The 25,914-nt window shown below is 34.9% G+C and carries 29 protein-coding genes and 5 tRNA genes; 16 read left to right on the plus strand and 18 right to left on the minus strand.

The genetic code is table 11. From position 1 onward, the window contains the following. Positions 1 to 92 precede the first annotated feature (92 nt). Positions 93 to 170: transfer RNA gene (locus NsoK4_RS07540), tRNA-Asp, on the minus strand. A 97-nt stretch (positions 171 to 267) separates the two neighbouring features. Here NsoK4_RS07540 and NsoK4_RS07545 point away from each other — a divergent pair. Further along, positions 268 to 341: transfer RNA gene (locus tag NsoK4_RS07545), tRNA-Lys, on the plus strand. 2 nt (positions 342 to 343) lie between these two features. Here NsoK4_RS07545 and argH read toward each other — a convergent pair. Next, positions 344 to 1,804, minus strand: a complete 1,461-nt coding sequence (argH, locus tag NsoK4_RS07550) for an argininosuccinate lyase (RefSeq protein ID WP_211686673.1) — start codon at positions 1,802 to 1,804, stop codon at positions 344 to 346. Positions 1,805 to 1,853: 49 nt separating this feature from the next. Here argH and NsoK4_RS07555 point away from each other — a divergent pair, with 49 nt between their 5' ends. Then, positions 1,854 to 2,177, plus strand: coding sequence for a metal-sulfur cluster assembly factor (locus NsoK4_RS07555; RefSeq protein WP_211686675.1), 324 nt, complete (start codon positions 1,854 to 1,856; stop codon positions 2,175 to 2,177). Here the strand turns inward: NsoK4_RS07555 and NsoK4_RS07560 are convergent. The 4 genes from NsoK4_RS07560 to NsoK4_RS07575 are packed head-to-tail and all read right to left on the minus strand — an operon-like array spanning position 2,174 to position 5,423. Then, the gene (locus NsoK4_RS07560; RefSeq protein WP_211686677.1) at positions 2,174 to 2,929 is read right to left on the minus strand and encodes a succinate dehydrogenase/fumarate reductase iron-sulfur subunit; all 756 of its coding nucleotides are present in this window, start codon (positions 2,927 to 2,929) and stop codon (positions 2,174 to 2,176) included. The two genes, NsoK4_RS07555 and NsoK4_RS07560, sit on opposite strands and share 4 nt — an antisense overlap. Position 2,930: 1 nt before the next feature. Beyond that, positions 2,931 to 3,275, minus strand: coding sequence for a succinate dehydrogenase (locus NsoK4_RS07565; protein ID WP_211686679.1), 345 nt, complete (start codon positions 3,273 to 3,275; stop codon positions 2,931 to 2,933). 1 nt (position 3,276) lies between these two features. Further along, positions 3,277 to 3,711 carry a succinate dehydrogenase gene (locus NsoK4_RS07570; protein ID WP_211686681.1) on the minus strand — a complete coding sequence of 145 codons (435 nt, stop codon included), beginning with the start codon at positions 3,709 to 3,711 and terminating at the stop codon, positions 3,277 to 3,279. Further along, on the minus strand, positions 3,711 to 5,423 hold the full coding sequence (locus NsoK4_RS07575) for a succinate dehydrogenase/fumarate reductase flavoprotein subunit (RefSeq protein WP_211686683.1): 1,713 nt from the start codon (positions 5,421 to 5,423) through the stop codon (positions 3,711 to 3,713). The genes NsoK4_RS07570 and NsoK4_RS07575 overlap by 1 nt, the downstream gene beginning before the upstream one ends. 94 nt (positions 5,424 to 5,517) lie before the next feature. Here NsoK4_RS07575 and NsoK4_RS07580 point away from each other — a divergent pair, with 94 nt between their 5' ends. From NsoK4_RS07580 to NsoK4_RS07590, 4 genes are read left to right on the plus strand one after another with little or no spacing between them, the layout of a single operon-like run. After that, a complete protein-coding gene (locus NsoK4_RS07580) occupies positions 5,518 to 6,027 on the plus strand; it encodes a PadR family transcriptional regulator (protein WP_211689010.1) in 510 nt (169 codons plus the stop codon). A 39-nt stretch (positions 6,028 to 6,066) separates the two neighbouring features. Continuing rightward, positions 6,067 to 6,894, plus strand: coding sequence for an MFS transporter (locus tag NsoK4_RS10045; protein WP_249111042.1), 828 nt, complete (start codon positions 6,067 to 6,069; stop codon positions 6,892 to 6,894). Continuing rightward, the gene (locus NsoK4_RS10050) at positions 6,882 to 7,355 is read left to right on the plus strand and encodes an MFS transporter (protein ID WP_249111193.1); all 474 of its coding nucleotides are present in this window, start codon (positions 6,882 to 6,884) and stop codon (positions 7,353 to 7,355) included. Before NsoK4_RS10045 ends, NsoK4_RS10050 begins: the two co-directional genes overlap by 13 nt. A 55-nt stretch (positions 7,356 to 7,410) precedes the next feature. After that, on the plus strand, positions 7,411 to 8,259 hold the full coding sequence (locus NsoK4_RS07590; protein ID WP_211689012.1) for an oxaloacetate decarboxylase: 849 nt from the start codon (positions 7,411 to 7,413) through the stop codon (positions 8,257 to 8,259). 26 nt (positions 8,260 to 8,285) lie between these two features. Here NsoK4_RS07590 and NsoK4_RS07595 read toward each other — a convergent pair whose 3' ends face one another. Next, positions 8,286 to 8,573 carry a DNA-binding protein gene (locus NsoK4_RS07595; RefSeq protein ID WP_211686685.1) on the minus strand — a complete coding sequence of 96 codons (288 nt, stop codon included), beginning with the start codon at positions 8,571 to 8,573 and terminating at the stop codon, positions 8,286 to 8,288. 112 nt (positions 8,574 to 8,685) lie between these two features. Between NsoK4_RS07595 and NsoK4_RS07600 the strand changes: the two genes are divergently transcribed. Then, complete coding sequence (locus tag NsoK4_RS07600; RefSeq protein ID WP_211686686.1) at positions 8,686 to 9,243, plus strand: HEAT repeat domain-containing protein; 558 nt, start codon at positions 8,686 to 8,688, stop codon at positions 9,241 to 9,243. Here the strand turns inward: NsoK4_RS07600 and NsoK4_RS07605 are convergent. Next, positions 9,225 to 9,298, minus strand: a tRNA-Ala gene (locus NsoK4_RS07605). The genes NsoK4_RS07600 and NsoK4_RS07605 overlap by 19 nt on opposite strands. A gap of 126 nt (positions 9,299 to 9,424) precedes the next feature. Between NsoK4_RS07605 and NsoK4_RS07610 the strand changes: the two genes are divergently transcribed. From NsoK4_RS07610 to NsoK4_RS07640, 7 genes are all read left to right on the plus strand, one after another. After that, the gene (locus tag NsoK4_RS07610) at positions 9,425 to 10,270 is read left to right on the plus strand and encodes a ferredoxin--NADP reductase (RefSeq protein WP_211686688.1); all 846 of its coding nucleotides are present in this window, start codon (positions 9,425 to 9,427) and stop codon (positions 10,268 to 10,270) included. 44 nt (positions 10,271 to 10,314) lie between these two features. Next, positions 10,315 to 10,388 (plus strand) — tRNA-Pro (locus NsoK4_RS07615). Positions 10,389 to 10,435: 47 nt separating this feature from the next. Beyond that, on the plus strand, positions 10,436 to 11,041 hold the full coding sequence (locus NsoK4_RS07620; protein ID WP_211686690.1) for a hypothetical protein: 606 nt from the start codon (positions 10,436 to 10,438) through the stop codon (positions 11,039 to 11,041). A gap of 28 nt (positions 11,042 to 11,069) precedes the next feature. Beyond that, positions 11,070 to 11,987: a branched-chain amino acid transaminase gene (locus tag NsoK4_RS07625; protein ID WP_211686691.1), complete on the plus strand. Its 918-nt coding sequence runs from the start codon at positions 11,070 to 11,072 to the stop codon at positions 11,985 to 11,987. Continuing rightward, positions 11,988 to 12,923 carry a Gfo/Idh/MocA family protein gene (locus tag NsoK4_RS07630; RefSeq protein ID WP_211686693.1) on the plus strand — a complete coding sequence of 312 codons (936 nt, stop codon included), beginning with the start codon at positions 11,988 to 11,990 and terminating at the stop codon, positions 12,921 to 12,923. Then, on the plus strand, positions 12,920 to 13,189 hold the full coding sequence (locus NsoK4_RS07635) for a Trm112 family protein (RefSeq protein ID WP_211686695.1): 270 nt from the start codon (positions 12,920 to 12,922) through the stop codon (positions 13,187 to 13,189). Before NsoK4_RS07630 ends, NsoK4_RS07635 begins: the two co-directional genes overlap by 4 nt. Before the next feature lie 5 nt (positions 13,190 to 13,194). Beyond that, the gene (locus NsoK4_RS07640; RefSeq protein ID WP_211686697.1) at positions 13,195 to 13,671 is read left to right on the plus strand and encodes an acyltransferase; all 477 of its coding nucleotides are present in this window, start codon (positions 13,195 to 13,197) and stop codon (positions 13,669 to 13,671) included. On the opposite strand, the gene NsoK4_RS07645 is transcribed toward NsoK4_RS07640, so the two are convergent. Genes NsoK4_RS07645 through NsoK4_RS07665 form a run of 5 tightly spaced genes read right to left on the minus strand, consistent with a single transcriptional unit; the run spans position 13,668 to position 19,605 of the window. Then, positions 13,668 to 13,898, minus strand: a complete 231-nt coding sequence (locus NsoK4_RS07645; protein ID WP_211686699.1) for a hypothetical protein — start codon at positions 13,896 to 13,898, stop codon at positions 13,668 to 13,670. The two genes, NsoK4_RS07640 and NsoK4_RS07645, sit on opposite strands and share 4 nt — an antisense overlap. Further along, on the minus strand, positions 13,895 to 14,887 hold the full coding sequence (locus tag NsoK4_RS07650; protein ID WP_211686700.1) for a glycosyltransferase 4 family protein: 993 nt from the start codon (positions 14,885 to 14,887) through the stop codon (positions 13,895 to 13,897). The genes NsoK4_RS07645 and NsoK4_RS07650 overlap by 4 nt, the downstream gene beginning before the upstream one ends. Next, positions 14,884 to 17,013, minus strand: a complete 2,130-nt coding sequence (locus tag NsoK4_RS07655) for a DEAD/DEAH box helicase (RefSeq protein WP_211686702.1) — start codon at positions 17,011 to 17,013, stop codon at positions 14,884 to 14,886. Before NsoK4_RS07655 ends, NsoK4_RS07650 begins: the two co-directional genes overlap by 4 nt. Further along, positions 17,010 to 19,094, minus strand: a complete 2,085-nt coding sequence (locus NsoK4_RS07660) for a minichromosome maintenance protein MCM (RefSeq protein WP_211686704.1) — start codon at positions 19,092 to 19,094, stop codon at positions 17,010 to 17,012. The genes NsoK4_RS07655 and NsoK4_RS07660 overlap by 4 nt, the downstream gene beginning before the upstream one ends. Then, complete coding sequence (locus NsoK4_RS07665; protein ID WP_211686706.1) at positions 19,087 to 19,605, minus strand: DNA replication complex GINS family protein; 519 nt, start codon at positions 19,603 to 19,605, stop codon at positions 19,087 to 19,089. Before NsoK4_RS07665 ends, NsoK4_RS07660 begins: the two co-directional genes overlap by 8 nt. A gap of 194 nt (positions 19,606 to 19,799) precedes the next feature. Between NsoK4_RS07665 and NsoK4_RS07670 the strand changes: the two genes are divergently transcribed. Continuing rightward, entirely contained in the window at positions 19,800 to 20,750 is a 951-nt protein-coding gene (locus NsoK4_RS07670) for a replication factor C small subunit (protein ID WP_211686708.1), read from the plus strand. 3 nt (positions 20,751 to 20,753) lie between these two features. On the opposite strand, the gene NsoK4_RS07675 is transcribed toward NsoK4_RS07670, so the two are convergent. The 3 genes from NsoK4_RS07675 to NsoK4_RS07685 all read right to left on the minus strand — a co-directional run bounded on the left by NsoK4_RS07675 (position 20,754) and on the right by NsoK4_RS07685 (position 22,139). After that, positions 20,754 to 20,837: transfer RNA gene (locus NsoK4_RS07675), tRNA-Ser, on the minus strand. An 83-nt stretch (positions 20,838 to 20,920) separates the two neighbouring features. Next, positions 20,921 to 21,457 carry a ferredoxin family protein gene (locus NsoK4_RS07680; protein WP_211686710.1) on the minus strand — a complete coding sequence of 179 codons (537 nt, stop codon included), beginning with the start codon at positions 21,455 to 21,457 and terminating at the stop codon, positions 20,921 to 20,923. 127 nt (positions 21,458 to 21,584) lie between these two features. Next, on the minus strand, positions 21,585 to 22,139 hold the full coding sequence (locus tag NsoK4_RS07685) for a ferredoxin family protein (protein WP_211686712.1): 555 nt from the start codon (positions 22,137 to 22,139) through the stop codon (positions 21,585 to 21,587). A 138-nt stretch (positions 22,140 to 22,277) separates the two neighbouring features. On the opposite strand from NsoK4_RS07685, the gene NsoK4_RS07690 reads away from it, so the two are divergent. After that, positions 22,278 to 22,943 carry a translation initiation factor IF-6 gene (locus tag NsoK4_RS07690; protein ID WP_211686714.1) on the plus strand — a complete coding sequence of 222 codons (666 nt, stop codon included), beginning with the start codon at positions 22,278 to 22,280 and terminating at the stop codon, positions 22,941 to 22,943. On the opposite strand, the gene hisS is transcribed toward NsoK4_RS07690, so the two are convergent. Both hisS and NsoK4_RS07700 read right to left on the minus strand, forming a co-directional pair. Next, positions 22,924 to 24,207 carry a histidine--tRNA ligase gene (hisS, locus tag NsoK4_RS07695; RefSeq protein ID WP_211686716.1) on the minus strand — a complete coding sequence of 428 codons (1,284 nt, stop codon included), beginning with the start codon at positions 24,205 to 24,207 and terminating at the stop codon, positions 22,924 to 22,926. The two genes, NsoK4_RS07690 and hisS, sit on opposite strands and share 20 nt — an antisense overlap. 92 nt (positions 24,208 to 24,299) lie before the next feature. Next, positions 24,300 to 25,877, minus strand: a complete 1,578-nt coding sequence (locus NsoK4_RS07700) for a hypothetical protein (RefSeq protein WP_211686718.1) — start codon at positions 25,875 to 25,877, stop codon at positions 24,300 to 24,302. Positions 25,878 to 25,914 lie beyond the last annotated feature (37 nt).

Below are 25,914 nucleotides of genomic sequence, written 5' to 3' on the forward strand. Positions count from 1 at the left end.
TCGGACAATCAAGGTTGTTTATAGAAATTTAATGAAAAAATGAGAGATTCTATGAATAATGTAAAATGCGTAAGGAATTAAATTAAAAAGAATGGCGCCCTCGGCGGGATTTGAACACGCGTCTCAGCCGTGACAGGGCCGAATTCTAGACCGGGCTATACTACAAGGGCACGGATTCTTTGGGGCAGATTGCCAGATTAAAAGTTTCTGTCAAATCAAAAAAGTTTGTAAAAGACTAAATTATACACGTCAAGCATTTTTTGTTAAGGGTCTATGGCGCAGCCAGGTAGCGCACCGGACTTTTAATCCGGTTGTCGAGGGTCCGAATCCCTCTAGACCCGCCTTATCTTGTTATTTCTTCTACTTTTTTCGATAGATTTTCAAATATTTTTGAAATGTCGTTGATTCTTTTTGTAGAAGTTACCCTGTATGAATTGATTTTTTCCATTCTATCACCAATCATTCTTTTCTGTTCAGAATATCCTGAAGAGCCAAAGGATTTTCGTTCTTTCAGAGATGAAGAAATTGTAGTATCTTGAATTATTTCTTGAACAAGGGTTGGATCGGTTTTTGTTCCTTCAACAGCTTTCTTGATTTCTTTAAGATCAAGTTTGCTTAGCGATTTCTTTGAGGCATATGCAATTTGTACTAGACCTCCAGCAATCTTGTGTGTTGTCCTAAATGGGATTCCTTTCTGAACAAGATTTTCAGCAATATCCAATGCAATCAGATAACTTGATTCAGTTGCTTTTTTCATATTTTTTTCATTAACACGTAATGTCAGTAAAATAGATTTGAAAATTAACAATGCACTAATCGAAATTTTTGAGCTAGACCAGATAGAAGATTTTACTTGTTGCAAATCGCGTCCATATCCAGATGGCAATCCCTTTATTGTTGTTAGAATTGCAGTAAGGTTTCCTATTACCTCAGCAGTTTTACCTCGTGTTAGTTCCAAAATATCAGGGTTTTTCTTTTGAGGCATAACACTTGAAGGTGATGTAAACTCATCGGCTAATTCAATAAATGAAAATTCAGAGGTGGACCAGATTACAAAGTCTTCAGCTATTTTGCTAAGATTTGTCATTAGAATTGCAATCATTGAGATGTACTCTGCAACAAAATCTCTGCTACTTGTAGCATCCAAAGAATTTTCTACAATTCCATCAAAACCCAACATCGATGCAGTACTGTGTCGATCAATTGGAATGCTTGTTCCCCCTACAGGTCCAGCACCAAGAGGGCATTGATTAACATGTTCAAATGTGGCAGACAGACGTTCAAAATCTCTAAACAAAACATCTGCATGTGCAAGCAGGTAATGTGAAAAAACTCCTGCTTGAGCTTGCTGCAAATGGGTGTATAATGGCATCACAGTTTTTTGATGATTTTTTGCAAGAGATACAAGTGCTTCAATTGTATCTACAATACAACTGCACAGAATATTGATATCATCACGAATTTTCATTCTGATGTCAAGTACAACTTGATCATTTCGTGAGCGGGCAGTGTGCATTTTTCCTCCACTTGCCATTCCAGCTTTTTTGATAACCAGAGTTTCAATTAATTCATGAATATCCTCAGCGCCAGAAGATGAGTCAAATTTTTCTTTTTTAAGATCATTTAGTGCAGATAGAATTTTTTTTGCATCTGTTTTTGTAATGATTTGAGTTTCATACAGCATTAAGACATGTGCTTGACTACCAAGTATGTCATATAGTGCAATTTCAGAATCATCATCAATTGATGACACATAATCCAAAGTAATATCACTCAAATCATTTCCAAGACGTGAACGATACATCATCTAAGGTTCTAGAATGGTTATATATAGCATCGACGCTTTTGCCCACATGAGTCAAGATATCAAACAACTAAGAGTCAAAATCTTTGATGAACTATCAAAAATTGTAGATCCAGAAATCAACACAACAATTACGGATTTGGAATTGATTGATGAAGTTGACATCAATAACAGCAATGTCAAAGTTGATTTGCATCTTACAAGTCCATTTTGTCCTGCTGTTTTTGGATTTAAGATATGCCAAGACATTCATGATAATTTGTTAAAGGTTGACGGGATTGATGATGTCAAAGTCAATGTTTCAAATCATTTTATGGCAGAACAAATCAACAATCAGGTAAATAACAGCCCAAATCCTAAAAAGCAGAATTAACTTCTGAAACCGAGCATATATCCTCTAAGCAGTTGAATTCCCATTGCTGGATCAACTCCCTTAGGACATACCTGACTACAAGAGCCTGCAAAATGACATCTCCAAATACCGTGAGATTCATCGATAATCTTTAATCTGTTATCTTTTCCTTTGTCTCTGCTATCAGCAACATACCTATACGCTTGAGCTAAAGCTTGAGGGCCAACAAATGAGGAATCAGTTGCCATCGTAGGACATGCAGAGTTACACAATCCACATTTGATACAGTTTGAGAACTGAATGAATTGTTCCAATTCTTCTGGTGATTGTAAGAATTCTTTTTCATCTTGAACAAGTTCTGTATCATCTCTAATCAGATAGGGTTTGACTTTATGATGTGTGTTAAACAGCCTGTCAAATCTTACTGCCAAGTCCCTGATTATTGGGAAGTTATGCATTGGTTCAACTGTCACAGTGTCAGAGTTTAGTTCTGAGATCTTAGTAAAGCAGGCAAGTCGTGGTTTTCCATTGATTACCATGCCGCAAGAGCCACATGTTGCTTGTCTACAAGAGTATCTTACAGCAACTGAATGATCAAAATGTTGTTTTACATCTAAAATTGCTTCTAAAACAGTAGTCCATTTTTCAACATTAACTGTAAAATCCATAAAGGTTGTAGCAGAATCCTTTTCGGGGTTAAATCTTGCAATACGTAATGTGACAGTCTTTGATGTAGAACTCTTTTTTTCATCTATTTCGTAAGCTTGTGCCATTTTATATCATCCCCATATTCGTCATAAAGATAGTTCTGGAACCATATGCAATCAATCCAATCATTGCTGCAACACAACCATAAGACACTGCTTTTTCATATGCTCTGCCCTGTTTTAATTCTAACAGAATTACTCTTAGACCGTTAAATCCATGAACAGATAACAAGATTAGTATGATTTCCAATAATCCTGCATAAGGTAAGAATCTATAATTTGCTATTACACTTTCATATTCTAATGATTCTGCAAAGCCTTGAGTAAGACGCATCAAAATGTGTACAGCTACTAGTCCAATAGCTGCCAAAGCAGTCCCATAGTGGATTTTCATGATATGACTTTCTCTCATTTTACTCACCAAACATTACGGCCATTCCGTACATCATCGCAATTGCTGCAAGAACAATTGCAGAATAGATTCCTATTTTGTGTCTTGAGTTTTGTGATGCTGGAAGGTACGGATAATCAGGTCTTGCAGGTTTACCTACACCAACTCCACCATGTCCTAACATTACACGAATACCATTAACAGTATGAAATACACACATGCCAATAACCAGAGTCATGAAAATATGACCTTCAGTTGTTTGAGTTAAATCTAAAAATTCTTCCCAACCAACTCTTCCTTTCAAAATATTGCTTGTTTCATAAATATGAGCCACAAAGTATCCTAGCAATCCAAGACCAGTTAATCGCATTAACCAATAGGCAACTCTTTCTATCCCATATCGTCCAGGGTTGGCCATTCCGCCAATTCCTTCTTTATGTTCATCATGTGGGTTCATCAGTATTTTCTCTCCACTGGCTGATACTTAGTTATTGTTACGGGATGAGTTTTCATTATTGGTTCTTGAGGATCAAAATACGCTAGAGTATGATGCAAAAAGTTTGCATCATCACGTTTAGTGTAATCAGTTCTTGCATGTGCACCGCGAGATTCTTTTCTATTAATTGCACCAATTAAAACAACTTCAGCAGTCCTAAGCATAGAGTCAAGCTCCATAACGTTTGTGAAATTCGTATTGTATTCTTTTGCCTTGTCATCAACATGTTTCCAAGTTTGTTCCTTTAGTTGACGGATTTTCTTAAGACCGTCAACTAGATCTTTTTCATTTCTATAGACATATGCTTTTTCATTCATTGTATCAGTGAGTTCTTGACGAATTTCATATGGGTTGGCATCGCCGTTTCCGCGGAAAATTCCATCATAAATTCTCTTTTCTTCAGATGCAACTAAATGATGAGGCCATGGAGTATCAGGAACTCCTTTTTCAATATAGTCAACAGCTAATTCTCCTGTAATCTTTCCCCAAACAATACACTCAGAAGTAGAATTTGCACCTAGTCTGTTTGAACCATGAGTGCTATTACATGCAGCCTCACCAGCAGCCCAAACACCCTGCAATTCAGTTGCTCCGTCAATATCAGTATGTATTCCTCCCATCATGTAATGGCATACAGGTCTAACATCTAGAATTTCTTCTGCAGGATCAATGCCTGAAAATTTAATGGAGATTTCTCTAATCCCTCCAAGTTTTTCTTTAATTTTTTCATCACCTAAATGACGTAAGTCAAGTTTCATACAATCAACTCCTGTTTCATGTTTGAATCCACGACCTTCATTGATTTCAGTCATCATGGAACGAGAAACAATATCTCTAGGAGCGAGTTCCATCTTTCCTGCAGCATATTTTTTCATGAATCTCTCACCTTTGTTGTTTAAGAGATATCCTCCTTCCCCTCGTGCACCTTCAGTAATTAAAATGCCAGAAGGTAAAATTCCAGTGGGATGGAATTGTACAAACTCCATATCTTTAAGAGCCATTCCAGCTCTAAAGGCCATATCTAATCCATCAGGTGTTGACGATAATGCATATGTTGAAAAGCTGTACAGCCTTCCAGCACCACCAGTCGCAATGATAAGAGCTTTGCCTTTTATTGTGTAAAACGTTCCAGACGATAATTCAATTGCAGTAATTCCCATGAATCTCTTTCCATCATGTATAATTGATGTGGCAAACCATTCGTTAAGATATTCAATATTTTCATATTTTTGACATGTATCATACAATGTTTGCATTTCAAAGAATCCAACTTTATCAGAAGCATAAGTTGCTCGAGGGAAGCTGTAACCACCAAAAGCTCTTTGGTCAATTCTCCCATCTTCTCTCCTAGACCATGGCATTCCCCAATGATCTAATTGATGAACTTGTTTTGGCATTTCAATACAGAGTCTTTCGGCAACATCCTGATCTGCTAAAAAGTCACTACCTTTTACAGTGTCATAAATGTGAGATTCAATTGTATCTCCTTCATCTTCGAAAAGAACAGCAGCTGTTCCACCTTCAGCTGAAACAGAATGTGAACGCATCACTTGGAGTTTTGAAACGATTCCAATCTTTATCTTCGAGTTTTTCCTAGCAGCCTCAATTGCAGCCCTTAAACCAGCTAACCCTGAACCACATATTATCAAATCAAATTCTATAGAATCAACCATTTTTCAGACAGAGTTCTTAGAAGGCTGGTTAAATATGTAGTAATATAGTCAATCTGCAAAAAATTCAAATATATCACTAGTGATATCACTAGTGATGATATCTGAATGGTTTCAAAGAGTGGGAAGTTCAGTACCCAGAGGGTTTTCAAGGTATTTCATTTTGGAATTGTTAAAAAAGCAACCACATACAGGGAAAGAAATCATAGATTATGCTGTAGAACAAAGTAATGGTATTTGGAAACCATCACCAGGATTGATCTATCCACTACTAGGAAGATTGCTTGATGAAGGACTCATAGATGAGACAAAAGATGGAAAATATCAACTCACAAAAAAAGGGAGAGAAACAGCTGAAGATGTAGATAAGATCAACGATATTGTAAAAAAGCAATTAGATGTATTGTTTAGAATTGGTAATGTTGGAAAATTTGTAGCAATAGATTTACTTGAAAAAATCTCAACAATGGGTTCCATACTAAGTTCAAACATAACAAATATGACTGATGAAGAGACTCAAAAATATAAGAAATTCTTGCAAGAGGAATTAAAGAAAATTGATGAAAAGAAATTAGGAAAAAAAAGAAAAGAAATTAAAATAGACTAGGTTGAAAAGTAAAAATTAATCCATATTTTTAGAAAATTATTGACATCACTTACTAGAGAACAAAAATCAATAGTTTTTGGTTCATGGTTAGGATGGTCACTTGATGGGTATGACCTTGTATTGATGTTACTTGTAATTCCATTAATCAGTACATTGTTTTTTCCTGCTGATGATCCAACATTTTCATTATTAGCTACGTTTGCAGCTTACATCATAACACTGATCATGCGTCCTTTTGGTGGTGCATTCTTTGGTAATTTTGGAGACAAACGTGGAAGAAAAAAAGCAATGATAATTACAATCATGGGATTTTCTGCAGCCACGTTTGCTACAGGATTGCTACCAACATGGCAAATGATTGGATTTATGGCGCCAATTTTGTTAATAGGATTAAGATTCATGCAGGGATTTTTTGCAGGAGGAGAATGGGGAAGCGGCGCAGTGATTACAATGGAAACTGCACCTAAAGAAAAAAGAGGCATTCTTTCAGGATTTTTGCAGAGTGGTTTTAATTTTGGATTTGTTATTGCATCAGTTGTTTTCTTTGGAGCTGTGTCAATTTTCCCAGAAGATGAATTTGTAAAGATAGGGTGGAGAGTTATGTTCTTCACAGGGATAATCCCTGGACTTGTTGCATTATTTGTAAGATTTAGAATGAATGAATCAGAAGTATGGCTTGCAAAACAAAAACAGAAAAAGACTGAAAAATCACCTCTAAAGAAATTACTTGCAAATAAGGATGGAAGAAAAAAATTCATCTTCTCTTTGATTCTAATGACAGGTTTGATGTATGCATATTATACATCAATTGGATTCTATCCAACATTTTTACAAAATTATGTAGAAATTGGAAAATCGGAAGTATAATGTTGATGATTGTGGGAACATCAACATCATTGTTTGGCCAAATTTTTACAGGATATCTTAGTCAGAGAATTGGAAGGAAAAAAACCATAGCAGTTTTTGCAATGACCGCAATTGTTTTGGCAATACCTACATTTTTTGGATTGTATAATGCAGATTCTGCTTATGAGCGAATAGTATACACAATAATTTTGATAATTGTTGCAACAACTGGATTTGGACCAATTCCGGCATTTTTGTCTGAAAGATTTCCAACAGAAGTCAGAAACAGTGCCAGTGGTTTTATCTATAATGGAGGATTAATTTTTGGATCATGGGCTCCGCTTATTGCGGTAACAATGCTATCCAAAGGAGGAGAGTTAGTCCCTATTTTACTTGGAATGAATGTAATTGTTGGTTCGATAATTATTTTGATAGGTGCAAAGATTAATCCTGAAACTAGAGATGCTGATATTTCTCAATGATTTAAAATCATAAATAATTCAGCACAAAAAGAGATTCATGAAAAATTTTCGTAGAATGTTAAAGTCAAACAAACCAATTGTCATTCCAGGAGTATATGATGCAATAGGTGCAAAGATTGCCGAAAAAGTTGGATTTGATGCAATGTTTCAAACAGGATATGGTACTTCGGCAACTTTGTTTGGGATGCCAGATTACGGGTTTATCGGAGCTACGGAAACTGTTGACAATGCAAGAAGAATTTGCAGAGCAGTTTCAGTTCCTGTAATTGTTGATTCAGATACAGGTTATGGAAACGCATTAAGCGTATGGAAATTAGTTAAAGAGTTGGAATCAGCAGGTGCTTCTGGAATATTTTTAGAAGATCAGAGATGGCCAAAAAGATGTGGGCATATGCAAGGTAAAGAGGTTATATCACAAGAAGAATATACAGAAAAACTGGGTGCAGCAATTGATGCAAGAGAAAGTAAAGATTTCATTATTGTTGCACGAACAGATGCACGTGCAACAGAGGGATTAGATGCAGCAATTGAAAGGGGATTACAGAATAAAAAAACAGGTGCTGATGCAGTTTTCATCGAAGCGCCGAGATCAATCGAAGAGATGAAAATAATTGGAAAATCAATCAAAGCTCCACTTGTTGCAAATATGATTGAGGGAGGCGCAACGCCTATCAATTCATCTCAACTTTTGTATAAAATAGGATTTAAGATAATTTTGTATCCATTATCAGTGCTGTTTGCAAACACATTTGCAACCATGAATATATTACAAGAATTAAAGAAAACTGGGACCACAAAAAAATTCAATCAAAAGGTGGTTAATTTTGATCAATTCAATGATTTGGTTGAACTATCCAAATTTAGAAAGCTCGAAAAGAAGTATGGTTTTTCAAAAAGAGAATAAAATAAAAAATTTCAAGTAAAGTGCAGTTATGCTGCGTTTCTCTTTACTTCAATTTCTATTGTTGAAACGTTTCTTGTTCTACCGTCTTGGGACTCTAATGATTCTGAGCCAATTTTGATATTTCCGATAGAGTATCCTGCATTTTCTGTTTTACGTGCAATGATTTGAGCTACGTCTACAGCACGTCCAATGCTTAGACCTCTAGCTTTGATGTTGACGGCTGGTAAGTTTGCCAATTGAATGAGTGTTGATGTAACATATGCCATCAATGGTTTCTTACCAATGAATATGGTGTCTCTGGCTTCGGTTGACATGAGGTCAATGGTATTTAAGGATAATTTAAAGCTAAGAGGAAATTATGAATTTAGAAAAATAGATTTGTAGAAATTTTAACCATTATTAAGCAGATCTAAGAATATTTCATTATTGGATGAAACATTAGAGAAATTAGATTTTGGAACAAATCATGAAAAGATCAAAACTTTAGAATCATTGGCACATACCAATGATTTTCAAATAATTGAGAAAATTATTTCAAAGTTAGATGATGAAGATATTCAAGTAAGAGGCGAGGCATTTAGTTCTTTGATTTTAAATGAAAATAAAATTTCAGATTTGTTGATTAAGAGTTTAAAATCAAATAGTAAGTATGTCAGAGGATTTTCAGCTCTCGTATTAGCAAATAGAAATGACTCTAATGCAATTTCAGAGATTATAAGATTAACAGCAGATGGAAGTTCATTGGTAAGATCTTGTGCATTAGGTGCTTTAGGACATCTAAAAGCAAAAGATGCAAAAGATGCAATTGAAAGTTGTTTGACAGATTCCAATATAGAAGTAATAAAAAGTGCACTACAAGCTGCAATAAACATTGATGACGTTCTTCCAGAGAATAAGATTAAAGAAATTGCAAAAGAAGATGATCCTGAATTAGAAAGGCTGTTGATTTGTGTTAAAAGAAAAAGTGGACCGGAAGGGATTTGAACCCTTGATCCGATGCATGCCATGCACCTATCCTACCAGACTAGACGACCGGCCCATATAATCAGAAAACTGATCGAATAACGTTTTTCAAATTGGTTATTAACGTTTAGCGTTTAATGAGAAAATTCTGTTGAGAAATTAGCACAAGATATTTAACCATAATTTTCATGGTTTTATTGTTATGGTAGTAGATAACAAAGCAACTGTCACATATGTTCAGTTGTTAAAAGAAGACCTTGTAATAATTAGACTAGTTCCAAAAGAGGGTCCTGTTCCAGAATACAAAGCTGGTCAGTTTATCACATTAGGATTACCAAATCCTGCTGAAGGTGGCAAGATTGTTAGAAGAGCATATTCAATTGCGTCTCATCCTGAAAATAGGAAATACATTGAACTTGTCATTAGATGGGTTAGAAAGCCACTTCCTGGAAGATTAACAACCCAAATTTTCAATCTTAAAGAAGGGGATGAAATTCTGTGGTTAAAGCCAACAGGCAGAGCACTTCTAATAAGCGAAGAATTACCTAACGGTCAACCAGATACTAGAAGAATTGTATGTATTGGTGGCGGTACAGGACTGGCACCTTTTGTTAGCTTTGCGCAACATTTGCATGACATACAGGATAAGAGAGAGATTGTGATATTACATGGTGCAAGTTATGTTGATGAGTTAAGTTACAAGGATCTTTTGACAGGTTTAGAAAATGAAAGTATTGCTAAAGGAAAGGATGTTTGGAATTTCAGATACAGGGCTGCAATAAGTAGACCACAAGAGTGGTTTAATAGATCATGGGCGGGTCAAATCGGAAGAGTTGAAACGTTTCTAAGACCTAGAGATAATGGCATTTCACCACTAGAGGAATTGATTGGAGACAAAATTACAAAAGAAAATACAATATTCTACGTTTGTGGTTGGCAAGGAACAATTGATGGTGTGATGGATTTCTTAAAACCAAAAGGCTTTGTAACTGAACATGATAAACGCGAAGACGGAAGTTTTGAAGTCAAATACGAATCTTACGGATAGAATTTTTTTAAAAGAATTAAAATCGTAAAATACATTTCACATATGGGGACGTAGGTTAGCTTGGTATACTGCCAGTCTCGGGTGCTGGAGATCATGGGTTCAAGTCCCATCGTCCCCATTAAAAAAATCAATCATTGAAATATGACATTCTTTAACAGATAGCAATTGATTACAGCTCTTTACCTAGCACATCTGAATCCAGTTACAAATGCACACATAGAAATCATAAAAGAACTCAAAGAAAAAGCAGATATTGTTAAAGTCATGCCTGTAGTATTCAAGATGGGAAATAAAGAAGTCAATAGTAAAAGTTTTCCATTTAATTTTGAAACGAGAAAAAGGATGTTAGAATCTGTTTTTGGAGATTCAATTATAATTACTGAAGATTATGCTTTTTTTGCCCCATTTAAGAAATATTTTCCCCCTTTACTTGCACCAAAATCTTGGGAATTGCGAAGACAAGTTCTCAAAGGAGTAGAAGGAGAATTCTTTTCATATACAGGAGACAAAGCAGAAGGATTAATGCTAAAAATTTACAGGTTAAAGCCTAAGATCGGAGAAAGAAAAGTTCTTTCAGCTGCATCAGTAAAAGAAAAAATGTATGATGCTGCACTTGGAAAAGATACAGATTGGAAAAAGGATGTTTCTGACAGTGTTGCTAAAATCATAGAAGATGAATGGGAAACCGTTAAAAGATTTGCAGAATCGGATGATTTAACAACCAGGGTAGCAGGAATGAAGTTTCCTAAAGAAGGATGGTCTACCAAATAGATTAATACCGATTTATCAAAAAAAAATTGTGAAACTACCACTTTCAAAATTTGTATGGTTTGACGGAAAGTATGTTTTGACAGAAAAGGCAAATGTACCAATCACCACTCATGCAATCCATTATGGAACTTCAATATTTGAAGGAATCAGAGCGTACTGGAATGGAAAGAACCTTTTTGTGTTTAGACTTGATGAGCATGTTAAAAGATTTAGGCGCTCTGGACAATTTTACAATATTTCTTTGAATTTTTCTGACAGTGAAATAACTGAGGCAATTAAAGGAATTTGCAAGAAAAACAAAATGAAAAAATCATGTTATATCAGACCATTTTATTTTATTGGAGATTATGGAATTAATTTACACGTTACAGAAAAAGCACCTACCCATGTTGTAATCTTTACTTTTCCATTTGGTGATCTTTTTGATAAGAATGGAATTTCAGCAGGAGTAGTATCATGGAGAAAGTTCTCAGACCAATCAACCCCACCCCAAGCAAAAATGGGTGGAAATTACCTTAATTCAATTATTGCAACACAAGAAGCAAAAAGAAATGGATTTGATGAAGCAATTCTTTTGGATCATAATGGTAATGTTAGTGAGGCACCAGGTGAAAATATTTTCATTGTAAGAGATGGAAAAATTATATCACCACCAATTTCATCATCAGCGCTTGAAGGAATTACACGTGATGCAATAATCAAAATAGCCAAAGATCTAGATTTAGAAGTAGAAGAAAGAGAAATTGCAAGAAGTGAATTATTAATCTCAGATGAGATTTTTCTTACAGGCACTGCAGCAGAGATTACTCCAATAATTTCAATGGATGGGCAAAGAATCGGGAATGGAAAACCTGGCAATGTTACAAAAAAGATGATGCAAGAGTATACAGACATAGTAATGAACAAGAACGATGGGTATTCTCATTGGGTAACAGCGGTGTATTAGATGAAGATTGTTCAAATCGGAACAGGAGGATGGGGGAAAAACCATACCCGTATTTTATCACAGTTAGGAGTTCTTTCTGCAGTATGTGATGCTAACTCAGAGCGCAGTAAAGAATATGGTGAGATGTATTCTGTTAATCATTATACGTCGCTTGACGATTTACTAAAAACTGAAGAGTTTGATGGTGCATTTGTTGTGACACCCACATCAACACATGCAGAAATTGCTACAAAATTGATAGAAGCAAAAAAACATGTTTTTGTCGAAAAACCAATGACATACAAATCTGAAGATGGTGTAAAATTAGCTCAACTTGCAGAAAAAAACAAAGTGATACTAACATGTGGGTATATTGAAAGATTCAATCCTGCAGTAGACATTGTAAAAAATTTTCTTAAAGAAAAAAAATACGGTGAATTAGTAATGTTAGAATTTCATCGTGAAAATAGAATGCCACTTCATATCAAAGATGTCGGAATTATTTATGATACGTCAGTTCATGACATAGATACTGCAAATTGGCTATTTGATGATATGCCAGTTGTGGTGTTTGCTCGTTCAGGGCAGATTAATCATGAGCATGAAGATTTTGCTAATATCATGTTAGGCTACAAAGATAACAAGACAGCAATCATATCATCAAATTGGATTACACCAAAAAAAGTCAGAACTTTTAGTGCAGTATGTACAGATGCCGTAGTTACTTCAGATTTTATTTCACAAGAGGTTAAAGTTGAAAAAAAGGAAGACACAGAAATACCCAGAAATGAAAAGAAAGAACCCTTGTTTTTAGAGATTCAAAGCTTCATAGAAGCAATCAAAGGAAACAGCATGCACATAGTAACTGCTCAACAAGCAGTAAATGTAACAAAAATAGCTGAGGCAGCACTTTTATCTAGTCAGAAAGGTGTTCCTATCTATCTGGATTTAAAATGAAAAAGACAATGATGGACATTTTGGCATGTCCAATTGATAAAAATCATCCTTTAGAGTTATTTGAGATAAAAGAAAAAGACAATTTAGTTTCTGAAGGAGTTTTATTCTGTACAAAATGTTCTAGATTTTTTCCAATTATAGAAGAGATTCCAATAATGTTGCCCGATGAGTTAAGAGACAAAAAGCAAGAGATAGAATTTCTAAAAAACTACAAAGAGAAATTGCCTGAAAAAATTATTACAAAGGCAAATCCATGGCATTTGTGATATAATTGGTAACAAACTATATTTCTGAAAAAGCAAAGATTGGAGACAATACAAAAATTTGGCATTTTTCATATATTGGTGATGGTGTAGAGATTGGAAAAAATGTAAAGATTGGCTCTCTTGTTCATATAGATTACAACGTAAAGATTGGAGACAACACAAAGATAGAAGGACAAGCATACATTCCTCCTTTATCAAGAATCGGAAACGACGTATTCATAGGACCAGCAGCTGTTTTAACAAACGATCCTTATCCAATGTGCGATAAAATGATTGGCGTGACAATTGAAGATAATGCAATAATTGGAGCTAGAGCAGTAATCAAGGCAGGAGTCACTATTGGAAAAAATAGTGTGGTTTCAATGGGTGCAGTAGTTACAAGAGATGTTCCTGAAAATACTGTGGTAATTGGAGTACCAGCAACAATTCGATATACAAGAGAAGAATATGATAAAAAGCAAAAAAAATGGTTAGAAAGTTAAGAACTCACTTCTTTTTTGAAAATCCAATTTTTCAATTTTGATAAAATCAAAATCCAAATCACAACTAAGATTATTGCAATAACAGCTTTAATGGCAGACGACAAAAACCAATTTAGATCACCAAACCCAGTAATGGAAATAGGACCCAAAATCATAACAACGATTCCACCACCAATTAAAATTAGTATCCACATTCCAAATAGAAAACCAAACAATCCCGATTTCAAATTTGTACTCCCATCAAAAAGGCAGTAATTATTCCCAGTATTCCCGAAAAAAAGGCCAATTTGAAAATTGCATATCCGACTTGCTTTTCAGTCATAGGCCCACCTGCAAGAATTAATCGTACAAGTGTTACAGGAGCAGTTTTGTCATTAGTTGCTTTTAGTCTAAACTGCTCATCATGTTCTACAGGTTTTCCTTTGATTTGTCTATGTTCTACAATTCTTTTTACACTTGATAAAAACAAAAAGGAGTTTATCACAGCAGGCAATAGGCATACCGCTGCCACAATTTCTATTTGTCCTACAATTGCAATAGAGCCATACATAGCTCCCAAAGTCAGAGCCCCAGAATCACCTGGAAAAATTTTACTTGGAATTTTATGGTATTTGTAAAAGGCCAAAGAAACAAAAGCCAATGTCAGACTAACAATTGCCATTTCATAATTTGTTAAAATAAATAATGCAACACTTAGAGAAAAGCTTGTAATAGTCATAAATCCACTTGCGACACCATTTAAAACATCAATAGAATTTAGTGTATTTCCAGTAATTGGAATCATCAATACAATAACTCCCAAATACAATACAGGGATCTGTACTTCGCCAAACAATGGAAAAGCCAGATCAGAATCATATGCTCCAAGTATTATTATGGGTGTTGCAGCAATAGCAAGCGTAACAGGTTTAAACCAACCTCCCATAACTTTTCTATCATCAACATAACCAATCAAAAATGCAAGAAAAGTTGTAATCATTATTGCTAAGATTTCATTTGATTGGAAAAATCCATACAAAACAATTTCAGACACAATAATTCCTAAAATTATGGAAGGTCCACCTGGCCTTACAACCATCACGTCTTCTTTTTTATTCATATCTTTTACAGCAATTTTTCTTTTTTCTAAATAATTGATCAAGGGAGGTGTTGAGAAATATACAGTAAAAAATGCAACAGCACATGATAGAATAGCTGGAATGGTTAGTTCGGTCAATATCTTACCTTTCGTAATTCTGTCTTTATGTTATCTGCAAGGGTTGAACCAATTTTATCAATTTCTGCTAATTTTTTAACCGGAATTTTTGCAAGATCGTCTAAAGTTTTGACTCCATGTTTAAAGAGGACTCGTGCTCTGACTCTGCCTATTCCCTTTATTCTGACCAGATCAAGTAATTCCTCTCTTATTCCATAAACTATTCTTTTTCTAAGATCAGACAGCTCATCTAGAAGATCTGCCCTCTCTACATGTTTTGATATTTCACGTAGGCAATAAGATAGCCAATCAGCAGTTTCAACCATTCTATGCATATCACCAGACTCTATTCCAAGACTATCAGATAGAGATAATTCAGATGATTCAGTAATCCACGCCTGAAGGGCAAGTAAACTCCTTGAACAGTCATATTCAGAAATTGGCTCTAATAATTCTGAAGTATGATTTTCAATCATCACACTAGCAGTTTCATAATCTTTATTCCTCATAGAGAATTTTGGAAAGAATTCCTCACAATTTGAAATAAGATGTAAAAATCCAAAAGTATGTTTTTTGTTTTTTGAAACACTCTCAATTGAATCTCTAAAATAAGTTGCAGTTAGTGGATCGATGTAAAGCATAGATGTCTTTTTTCCAAATTCAGTTGCAGCATATCTTTCGCCTTTTTTGATAATCAAATATTGACTAGATAAGAATCTCAATGAGATATCAATTGCAAATTTTAATGTTGGTTTCCTTGATTGACGTCCACCAAGAGTTTGCAGAAAAAAGTCTAAAATTTCTTCTTTTTTAATTCCAGGAGTAGTAACAACTACGCTAAGAATATGAGTTCGAAGTGATTTGTCATCTGTAATTTTTGAGATTATTGGTTCTGGTTCTCCATGAATGTAATATTCAATCAAATCTTCAGTGTTACCATTGCCAACAATTATTGCTTCGCCATAATCATCATATTGAGGCCTACCAGCTCTTCCACAAAGCTGTTTGTATTCTAAAACACTGATGGGCCTATTTGCTCCAACTTTTGCATTATACCTATTGATGTTTGAAATCACAACTCTTCTTGCAGGTAGATTTACACCTGCAGCCAAAGTTGGTGTAGACGACAAAAGTTTTATCGTCCCTTTTCTAAATTCAGATTCAACAATTTCTCTACAATTTTGATTTAATCCTGCATGATGAAATGCAACTCCTTTTTTAACTAGTGTTGCTAGTGTTTTAACCAAGTCAGTATGTTCATTTTTTGCAAGAATTTGTTTTGAAATTTTTTCAAGTTCTTTACTTTCTTTTGTTTCTAAAAATTTAGATATTGCATCTGATGCTTTGGTGGCAAGTGATTTTGAACGTGTTCTAGTCTCAGCAAATACCAGAGATTGGCCTCCATCTTTGACTGACTGTATTCCTAGATCAATAGGAGTTCCTCTAACGCTACGTTCAACCTCAAATTTAGTTCCATCATTCATTACTACCTCACCTGCATCACATACACCTTCTGACAATGGAACAGGTCTCCAATTATTTTCCACTAATGTGCAATCAAGCCATTCAGAGAGTTCATCAGAATTTGTAATAGTTGCACTCAAACCAACAATTTGGGGTTTGTTTTCCAATAATTTCAGTTTAGTTAGAATCATTTCAAGTGTAGGTCCTCGATTATCATCTCCGATCAAATGAACCTCATCAGCAATCACCAAACCAATATCATCGATCCATTCGATCCCATGACGTATAATAGAGTCCATTTTCTCATTTGTCAGAACCAAGATGTCGCTTTTTTCTAAATTTTTTTCAATGTTTTCAAAATCTCCAGTAGATATCCCTACTTTGATCTTTTTTCCTAATGGAATTTTTTCTAATTTTTTAAATTCTGAAAATTTTTCTGCAGCTAATGCACGAAGAGGGCTAAGATAGATGATTTTACCTTTGTTTTTTGAAAGATAGTTCAGCATTGCTAATATAGCAATCAATGTTTTTCCACTTGCAGTAGGTGCTGACACTAGAACACTGGTTCCACCTAGCAATCCAGATTTGATGCAATCAGCTTGTGGTGGGTATAGTTTCTCAAATCCTTCAGCTAAAAGAAAATCGATTGCAGATTTAGGAAGTTCTAATTTTTCTATTTTCATACTCGGTTATAATGACCGGGTTTTGATTCATAAATAGATGCTTCGCGGAGCATTCTTCGAATATAGTTTCTTGCTTCTTCTTCAGTAAACTTTTCAGTTTTTTCAAGTTCTTTAACAAATTCTCTTTCCTCCACTGCAACCTTGTTGTCTCCCTCTAGAGATTTTAGAACATCCATGAATAATTGCATCTTTGAAACTTCACTTCTTGGCCTTCCTTGTAAGACACCCAAATCAACTTTTCCAGTGTTTACATCAACTCCTGCGTCTTTTAGCATGCTTTCAATAAGATAGATTGCACGCTCAGCATCCTCCTCTTCTACTCTATCTTTCATAAGCAATCTTGCTCTTGCAGTAGCAAGTCTGATTATACCTCCAAGTTGTCTTGGGGTTACAGTAATCATCTCCTCAGATTCTACATTTCTCATCTGAAGATAATAATCGAGAATTTTTTCCTCTGCTTCCTTTGTAAGATTTGGTGATCCTCTTTTGGAATATGCTAGATATTTTGTAAGCAAATCAACATCAATTACATTTCTTCTATCGGCACCCTGTGGAGTGTGTAGTTCAATGATATGTCTAGCTATTCGTTCATCCTTTTCTCTTCCAGGAATATCTCTTACAACAAATATCAGGTCAAATCTGGTCAATAATGGAATTGGAAGGTTAACATTTTCTGTGATGTTTTTGAATGGATCATATTTTCCATACATAGGGTTTGCTGCAGCAAGAATCGATGTTCGTGCATTCAGTGTAGCAACAATACCGCCTTTTGCAATACTTGCAGATTGTTGTTCCATAACTTCATGAAGTGCACTTCGATCTTCAGGTTTCATTTTATCAAATTCATCTATACAAACTAATCCTTGATCACCTAGAACTACAGCGCCGGCCTCTAACATCATAATTCCGGTTTTATCACGAACTACAGCTGCGGTAAGTCCTGCAGCTGTTGAACCTCTACCAGAAGTGTAAAGACCTCGTGGTGCAATTCTTGCACAAAACTTTAGCATTTCACTTTTTGCAGTACCTGGATCACCAACAAGAAATACGTTAATGTCACCCCTTATCTTACTACCATCACCTAATGATTTTTGATTAGAACCCACTATCAAAAGTAAAATTGCTTCTTTGATCAGAGACTGTCCTTGGATGTGAGGTGCAAATGAATCAATTAGTCTATGATAAACATCAGGACTTTGTCCTAATGCCTTGATGAGTTTTTCATCTTCAGGAGATATCTCTTCTCTTTCAATTTTTCTCGATGTTTTATCTCCTCTACCACCCAAAAATTCAATGTTATTTCCTTCAATTCTTAATCTATACAATCCACTATGTCCACGAGTTACACCTGAAACTGATTCTTGTTCTACTCTAACTATACCTGTAAGAATAATTCTATCACCAGGTCTTGCATTATCTACTAGATCCTGTCTAATTGTCACATCAATATAGTGAGGAAGTTGACCTGGAGGTAGATCCTCAGGAAGCTCCTGTAATCTGAGAATTTGAAAATCAATAAATTTGCTAGACTCAGGTTTTAACTCAAAATCTCTTTGTTTACAATTTGGGTTATCACAAACTACTGGAACCTTAACATCCATTCCTTTTAGTTGTACAACTTTGGTAGTATGTTCATCAGGACATACAAAGATCAATTCTTTTGCAAGTGGTTTAACTTCTGATGCTCTGACTACCATTCCTGAAACACTGGTAATTTTTCCAATTGTCTCAGCATTGATTTGTCTGAGACTTCGTTGTAAAGGATAGTTTACTAGTCTAACTCTGACTTCATCTTTGATCTTTTCAGCATAATCTGGAAATCTTGTTTGAAGAGCTTCTTTTATTGCTCTAGAGAATGCATTTAAAATTCTGTCTGGATCTTCTGAAAATAAAATTTCTATTTCAGGTTCTAAGACCAAGTCATTATAATCAACTAAAATGAATTTAACGCCTTTGGGCATCATTTCATCAATTGCTTCTACATACTTGTAATTACCAGACTTGTCTTTGAATCGTGTAAGGAATTCTTTTACTTTATCAGATAATGCAGATTCTGTGTAAGTACTTTGTACTCTACTCATTTATTCCACCTCTAATTTGTTTTTCAAATTCTTGACTATTTTCATAAATGGATTTAAAGAATACAACTTCTTCAACTGTTAATTTATTGTAAAGATCCGATGTAAGTTTAATAGAGTCAGCAAGTTTTACTAGTTTTCCTCTTCTCATTCTAAACAATTCCAGCATTATACTTTCAACATGATTATAGTCATCACGTTGAAGATCTTTCATTGTTTGTTTTAGTTTGATATAGAAATGAGGATCTAGTGTAGATAGTTGATATTCCCCAATCATTTTTTCTTTTGATAATGCCTGCTTTAGTTCAGTAATCATATCTGGAGAATCCAAAGTGCCCAGATTGTTATCGGCAATTGTTTTTCCTATCCACTGAGGCAGGTTTAGAACTTCACCTTGAGCACCTTCAATTTTAATTCCAGATACATTGAATTTTACATCTTGGTTTAAAGTAATTTTAGCATCCTTTAGACCATATCCTATACTATGCAATTTTTCTACTTTTTCTATTTCCATGGTAAGATCACTTTTTGTCACAAAGTTCCACATGTATCGGATCGATCAATTCTCTTCACCATTTTGTGAGATCAATTGATCCTAATTAATCAGAGGCTGATCGCGCATAGTTTTTGGCAAACGATGATTTTAATTTGCTGTATTACACAATAACCAATTCGGATTTATTAATGGGTATCAAACCTAGTGTACTCATGTCATCTACTGGAATGTGGGTTGAAAAATACAGACCTCAAAAACTATCTGAAGTTGTTAATCAGACAGACATCATTGGAAGTTTAGAAGCTCTTATCAAAGATCCAACGGATATGCCACACCTGTTGTTTTCAGGATCTGCAGGAGTGGGAAAAACTACCACTGCATTATGTATCGCAAGACAAGTTCTAGGAGATTATGTTAGAGATTATACCTTAGAATTAAACGCATCAGATGAAAGAGGAATCGGAATGGTTAGGGAAAAAGTAAAGAAATTCTCACGGTATGCAGGAATGGCAGACGTTCCATTCAAAATAATAATTTTAGATGAAGCTGATGAAATGACAGCCGATGCTCAAACTGCTTTAAGAAGGATTATTGAAGATACTGCCAAATATTGTAGATTTATCTTAATTGCAAATAATATATCTAAAATCATAGATCCTATACAAAGCAGATGTGCAACCTTCAAGTTTACATCCATACCCGAAGAGGATGTGATTTCTCATCTTGAAACAATTGCCAAAAAAGAAAAAGTAAAGGCAGAAAAAAAGGGCCTCAAAGCAATTTACGATTATTCAGAAGGGGATCTTAGACATGCCATTAATTTGATGCAAGCAACTGCCAGCATAGGTGCTATTACTGAAGAACATGTCAAAGCATCAGCAGGATTAACAAAAACAACTGATGTTGATGAGATTTTGAAAACTGCACTTACTGGAAAAATCGCAGAGGCCAGAGAAAAAATGATTGAACTCATCAAAGTTTATGGAATGTCCGAATCTGATTTTCTAAAATATCTAAACTCTGCAGTTTTCAAATCTAAACATGATAAATTATCAGACATTTTAGAGGTTATTGCAAAATATGATTATAGAATTCTAGTGGGAGCGAATCCAGAAATTCAGTTATCTGCATTGTTAGCAGAGTTAGGAAGAATAGAAAATTAAAAGCGCAGAGAGAGGGATTTGAACCCCCGTATGCTTGCGCACACAGGCTCTCAAGGCCCGCGCCCTACCGAGCTAGGCGACCTCTGCGAAAAGAGTTGGAAATTAGTGATTAAAATTTGTTGATGAAGCAATAATCCAAAATTAAAAAGAAGAAAAAAGAAAGATTTTCTTTAATCGTGTGCGTGTGGATTTGCAGAGCCGCTTTTCATCTCTACAAATGAACCATCTGCTTTCTCATGATATGATTGGTATGATGGTTCAATCAAGATTGCATGTGTTGGACATGCTTCTTGGCAGGCCATGCATTGTGTACAATCATGTTCTCTGATTGGCATTGATTTGTCTGTATAATCTAGACGTTCGTCTTGTTCAGTTAGACCGGTTCCTTCAAAAGTTGCACCATTGACATCTTTTGCAGGAATATCCTTTTCTGTTCTATACCATTGGAAGGTTTGAACTGGACAAACACTCATGCAAGAACCTGCTGCAACACAAGAATCCCAGTCAACTGCGACTGTTGTTCCGTGGATACCAAGTGGAACTTGTTCTTCTCCACGTGCTTCATATGCTGCTTTGACATCATCGTTAGAAAATGCCTCACCGTCAGTTCTGCCATTACCCCAAATGAAGTGTTTATTTTCTCCATCTGCGTGTATTGTCTTACCAACTACTTCTAGATTTTCAACAAATTTTTCATCTATTGGCATGTAATGGATTATTTCAAAATATTATTTAAAGCTAGACAAAATTAGTGGAGACTAAATACGAATCAATCGCAGAATTTGAAAAATTTAGTAAAAAATTTCAATAAATAAAGGAAAGAAAATAATTTTTCTAATCGTGTGCGTGTGGATTTGAAGAACCAGATTCCATCTTTTTAAAAGTTCCAGCCGCTTTCTCGTGTGCTTCCAAGTTTGACTGATCAACCTTGATAGCTTGAGGAGGACAAACTGATACACATGCCATACACCAGATACAATCATGTTCTCGAATTGGATCTGCTTTGTCAGTAAGATCTTTTCGTTCATCTTTGACAGAGCTACCAGTTCCTGCAAATGTTTCATTGATTGCCTTTATTGCAGGAATATCTTTTTCAGTTCTGTACCACTGAAAAACTTGAACAGGACATGCTTCAATACAAGCACCATCTGCAACACAAGAATCCCAGTCAACTGCTACCATTGTTCCACTAACTCCTAAAGGAACATGCTCTTCACCCCTTGCAGCATATGCAGCAACTACATCAGAGTCTGCTAATACTTCAGCTGGGGAACCATCTTTGTTAGTTTTCTTACCTGGACCCCAGACAAAGTGAAAGTGTTCACCGTCAGCGTTTGAGATTTTTCCAATTGGCTCTAAGCCTTCTGGAAAGTTTTCTGCTATTGGCATGAGAGAAATTTCATGTAGATGTTATTTAAAGCTAGACAGGAATAGATATTAGAAATTAATCGATTTCATTGAATTTTTTTGTAGGAATAAACATCTTTTCCTTACGTTCATAACGCTGTACAAATAATTTGGATTAAAATGGACATTATCAAATATGACGTCTACAGAGGGCCAAACATTGGAATTTACATTAATGTAAATGACAAATATATTTTGATTCCTATGGGATTTGCAGAATCAAAGGCAAGAAAACTAGCAGGATATTTGAAAGCAGATTACATCTACACATCAGTTGCAAATACTAGACTCTTAGGGGCTTTGGCGGTGATGAACAACAAAGGTATTTTGTTGCCAAAAACAGCATTTCAAAATGAATATGATTTGATAAAAAAGGAGACAGATCTTGAGGTAGGGGTTTTGGATTCAAAATATACTGCACTTGGAAATGTAATTTGTGCAAATGACAAAGGAGCTATTGTGTCACCATGGCTTTCAAATGATGATTGTGAAACAATAAAAGATGTTTTAGGAGTTGAGATAATTCAAAAAAGAGTTGCAGGGTTTAATCAAACAGGCGCAGTAATTGTAGCAAATGATTCGGGCGCAGCCATACATCCAGAGGCAGACGAAGAAGACATGAAGGAATTTGCAAATATTTTAGGCGTAAAAATTGAACATTGTACAATCAACAATGGAATCCCATTCGTATCATCAGGGATTTTGGCAAACAACAACTCTATTGTTGTAGGTACTTTAACGTCAGGTCCAGAGATAATGATGCTCACTAGGGCATTTCTAAATTAAGAACAGATTTAGGATCATCAGTAATTTTTTCAATATCAACTTGTGACTCTGAACCGTCACTCATATTTCGCAAAACAACTTTTCCATTTTCAAGTTCCTTTGGTGCAACAATAATACAATATCTAGATTCTGTTGCATTTTCCATCTGTTTTTTTAGATTTTTTCCAGACAAATCAATATCAGTTGCAATGTTGTTTAATCGAAGTAGTGATGCAATAGACATAGCAACCTTTTGCATTTCATCATTTATGTAAAGAACTGAAATTCTATTCTGTGATAATTCTGGAACTATTCCCTGTTCTTGCATTGTAAGAATTATTCGTTCTACCCCTCCAGCAACTCCAGTTGCGCCAATATCTTCTCGGCCAAATGCTTTTGTCAAAGTATCATATCTACCACCACCTGCCAATGCACCTAATGTTGAATTTTTATCAAAGACTTCAAAGACCATACCAGAATAGTAATCCAAACCTCTTACAATTCCAAAATTAATTCGAACATTAGATACGCCCCTATTCTCTAAAGAGTCAATTAATGATTTCAATTCGTCCCAAGATTCTAGTTGTTTTGTGTCAAAGTTTTTTTCTACTTGTTGAATGGTTCCTTTAATCTGAGAGAATTCAAGTATTTTTTCAAGTTTTTCTGAGTCATATCCCTTCTCTTGAAATTCTTTTAGAATATCATCTTTAGATTTTTTTGAAATTTTATCAACTGCTCGTAGAATATCTGCTACTAACTGAGGATCTTTAGAATCAAAAATATTGTTAATGTAAGACTCTACAAGATTCCTGTGATTTACATCAATTGTGATATTTTTCAGCAATAGAGAATCAAACAATCTAGATGTCAGTTCAATAATTTCAGCTTCGGATTCAATGCTAGCCTTACCATAAATTTCAACATCCCATTGATGAAAGTATCTGTATCTACCTTTTTGTGGTTCGTCATATCGGAATACACCACCAAATGCTGAAATTTTTGCTGGAAGTTTCATTGATTTTTGAGAGGACACATATCTTGTCAGTCCCATAGTAAAATCAAATCTCAGAGCTACTTCTCTGTCTCCTTTATCTTTGAAATAATAGATTTCATCTCTAATTGCAGGGCCAGATTTGGTTTCCAGAGTAGAAAGTAATTCAATCGGAGAAGGATCCATAAATGAAAATCCGTAAAGTGAAGATAGTTGTTTAAAGTGGCTTCGGATGTGTTCAATATTGACATTTTCACGTCCTTCAAAGTCTTTCATACCACGTGGAAGTTCCAAGATGATTAGATGTCAGATGGTTGTGATTTAGATATTTCTGTAAAAGATATACAAAACTATGCAATTTTTGAACAAGTGTTGGTTTTTGTCAGTTATTCTGCTATGAAATCAAATGTTGTTTCAGCAACATTGTTTGCACCATAAAATGCCTTTATTGTATAAGTACCAGATACCCACAATGGGCCATCAGCAAGTATTGTATGTGTAAATTCACCATTTGTATCAACTAAGATTTGTGCAATATCTATCAAATCAGAACCAGTAATAGTTTGGATGATTACCGGCGTGTCTTCAAAAATATCCATCACACTTCCTGAAATTACGATTTCATTTCCTCTAAAGTAAATATCAGTAGGAGTTGAGATTGAGATACTAGTCGTAATAGGAATATCAGTATCAGGGATTTCTACAGCATCATCTGAAGTATCAGAGTCTAGAATTTCTGTTAAGCCCAATGTACCAGATCCTCCAAGGAACCACTCACTTGCGATTTTGCTTTGAGGAGACAAAATTTCAATATCAGATGATTCAGTTTCAGAATTGAATGATTCAGAAAGATTAATGCTTAGTTTCAAAGTTCTAATATCTACACCATTTGAGGTTTGAGCAATTACCACCATGGAATCTTTTTCGCCTCCAGGACCAGATGAGGATAATCTTGCCTTACCAAACATAATATCATAAACTTCACTTTCACCAACAAATAATTCACCACCAGTTACACGGAATTTTTTGGCATTATTTCCGGTGACTTGGTTTTCCAAGAATAGTGAACCCGTAAAAGATTGAAGGTTAGATGAATCACTAATCTCAGAAGCAGTTCCACCAATTGAAAGTGTAAAAGATTTGATTATAGTGTCTTTATTTTTGAGATTACCAAAATATTCGCCGCTTTCATATTTGTCTATTAATTTTTGTAGTCTTTGTTCTAATTGTTGTATTCTTTTTTCAAGTTTTTCAATTATTTGATTAGCACGTTCTTCAGAAAATTGTGCTTTCTCAGTTAATTTTGCTTCTCTTTCTGCTAGTTTTTCAGCCTCTCTAGCTTCTCTTTCTGCTAGTTTTTCAGCTCTTTTGGATTCTTTTTCTGCTAGTTTTTCAGCTCTTTTGGATTCTTTATTATCATTGTCGTCATCAACATCATCAAATGTTTTTCCAAGGAATTTCATACGGGATTCAGATGCCAATTTTTTGGCATCTTCAGCATAGTCTTCAGCTTCATCAAAATTACCATTATCAAAACTAGATTCAGCTTTTACAAGTAATTCTTTTGCAGCAGATAATTTATCTAAAGATACACTTGTGTCTTTATCATCATCTGTTACATCAGATATTTTGTCTTCAGCTTTCTGGATCTCTTCTCTAGCATCTTCAATTTCTTCTCTAGCATCAGATTCATCATCGTCTCTTTCATCATCGTCTCTTTCATCATCGTCTCTTTCATCATCGTCTCTTTCATCATCGTCTCTTTCATCATCGTCTCTTTCATCATCGTCTCTTTCATCATCGTCTCTTTCATCATCGTCATCATGTATTTCAGCAAATGCATTTAGAAATATAGGGTCAAATGTAATGGATTCAGTTGATTCAGAATGGATATTTGTCGGAAATGATGCCATTCCAAAGATAAGTATAGTAAATAAGAAAAAAGTACCAAATTTTGTTTTCATTTAAGAAAATTTTTCAGTAATTCATTAAAAGCATTGC

This window comes from Nitrosopumilus sp. K4 (assembly GCF_018128925.1).
In the GTDB taxonomy this organism is placed as follows: domain Archaea; phylum Thermoproteota; class Nitrososphaeria; order Nitrososphaerales; family Nitrosopumilaceae; genus HKST03.